Consider the following 1,768-nt stretch of genomic DNA (forward strand, 5'->3'; position numbering starts at 1 on the left):
CTTGCGATCTATTTGTCGAGATCATGAAAGCCGCCATTGGCGCGCTTGCAGAGAAATGGCGCTTTTGTCCCGCGATGTGTGAGTTCGACGAAGCCAGGAGTTCGCGCTCGCAGCGAATGACCGCTAGGCGGGCTGCGACTGCAGCATAGCGATTGGGTGGTGAATGTCTCTTATGGGCCGTCCGCGATTGGTTTCCGCGGTCATGCTGATAAGATGCTGCAATGCGTGTGAGGTCTGCGAAGAGCCCTCTCAAGACATTGATGGACTGGAAGTCACAAAAAGAAGACCGAACTCTCTATCGCGTAAACTACAGATCAGGATCAATATCCGTAGCGCTGTAACACTAAGCCTCTGATCTGATCTTACTCGACATTTATAAGGGCGGATTGCGGGCTAGACGGCTGACCGCCTTTTGTTCCACCACGCCCACAGTGCAAGTAAAATCACGCCATAGATCGTCTCGGGCGAGAGCACGAGCGCAAGCAGTGGATCATAAGCGCTTTCGGCGCCTACAAGGGCTGTTTCCTCAGAAGCTACCTCGCCACCATTTGCGATGGTTATCGTTTGATCCAGTGTTACCGCCGCATCCCACAGTCCATGCATGATGATCGATGGCCACAGTGATCCCGTCCAAAGTACGAGCGCACCGAGGAAAACACCGCCGCCAATCGCGCCTGAAATCTGGAATAAGGTGATTTCCAATGGTTGCCCGCCCATCCAGTTCACAAAGTGGAACAGTCCAAAAATGACGGCGGCAACCAAGACAGCGGCAATGGCGGGCAATTTCGACCGCAAACCGTGCAATAGCACGCCGCGAAACAAAAGCTCTTCAAAGAAGCCGACGATGAGGGCTGCAAAACTTGCGACCCCTACTGTCCCCCATTGCGCGGGCGTCAGCGCAAAGTCATCATTCTCTAGAAGGGCGGTACCGTAGGTGACAAAGATCAGCGCAAGAACAAATGCAATGTAAGGCAAAGTGAAAAGCGTCGCGCGCCACCGGGGCATGCTGAGCAGTCCCGTCTCTCGACCCCAGCCGATCAGAAAAACGGCACCAACAAGAACGCTTGCCATTGCAGCCTCGGTCCAAAGGCCATCGGCAAATTCGGATGCACCCTGTTGCTGTCGTCCATGTCCGAACAGATCAGAGGTATCTGCAAAAAGAATTGGCGCAACGAAGTAAACTGCGGCGATCACGAGAACTGCAAGCGCGACAAAAAGGGGCTGCGATGCAGAGAAACTACGAATTTTGTTCATGCGATTGAGCTTAAGGTTGTCTGGAAGAAATTCAATGCAAGGCAGTTGAGCAGCGGATTCGCCGATGTTAACGATCGGTGCCGTGTTGGGTGTTTGGCTGTTCACTAAAGGCAGCTATGTCCCGCGATTTTCCCATTTACAGACTTCGGGATTTTGCGGTTGTAGCGAACGGCCGCTAAGCGGGTTGCGACTGCAGTATCTCCGCTGCGTGTCAAAGGTCGGCTATGGGCCGTACTCATCGGGATTTTCGGTAGCTACTGCGCTGATGCTGCGCCAGCCTCAACGGCAGCGAAGAGCCCTTACTCCCGGATGCTGCAACTCGCACCAATGTCCGCGATTCAGGCTGCGGCCAAAAACGTGACAGAACCAGACCGAGTTTTGCCAAGGGTTTGTGGCACAAGATTTTTCAATGATTTTGGTGCTACTACCGTTCGGGACAAAAACGGTCGATACTGGTGAAAAACTCCGCCCATTTTCGAGGGCAGTACTGACAGCCGCCCATTTGCGGGTATTC

At 53.6% G+C, this 1,768-nt stretch carries 1 protein-coding gene; it reads right to left on the reverse strand.

Annotation, left to right across the window (positions count from 1 at the left end; all coding sequences use genetic code 11):
* Positions 1–393: 393 nt before the first annotated feature.
* Entirely contained in the window at positions 394–1,254 is an 861-nt protein-coding gene (locus tag HRQ87_RS19930; RefSeq protein ID WP_174140199.1) for a CPBP family intramembrane glutamic endopeptidase, read from the reverse strand.
* Positions 1,255–1,768 lie beyond the last annotated feature (514 nt).

This window comes from Parasulfitobacter algicola, from assembly GCF_013315265.1.
Lineage (GTDB): Bacteria > Pseudomonadota > Alphaproteobacteria > Rhodobacterales > Rhodobacteraceae > Parasulfitobacter > Parasulfitobacter algicola.

Bases quoted from the DNA above. Each gene is read 5' to 3' on its own strand.
- HRQ87_RS19930 (WP_174140199.1), bottom strand. From the start codon at position 1,254: ATGAACAAAATTCGTAGTTTCTCTGCATCGCAGCCCCTTTTTGTCGCG.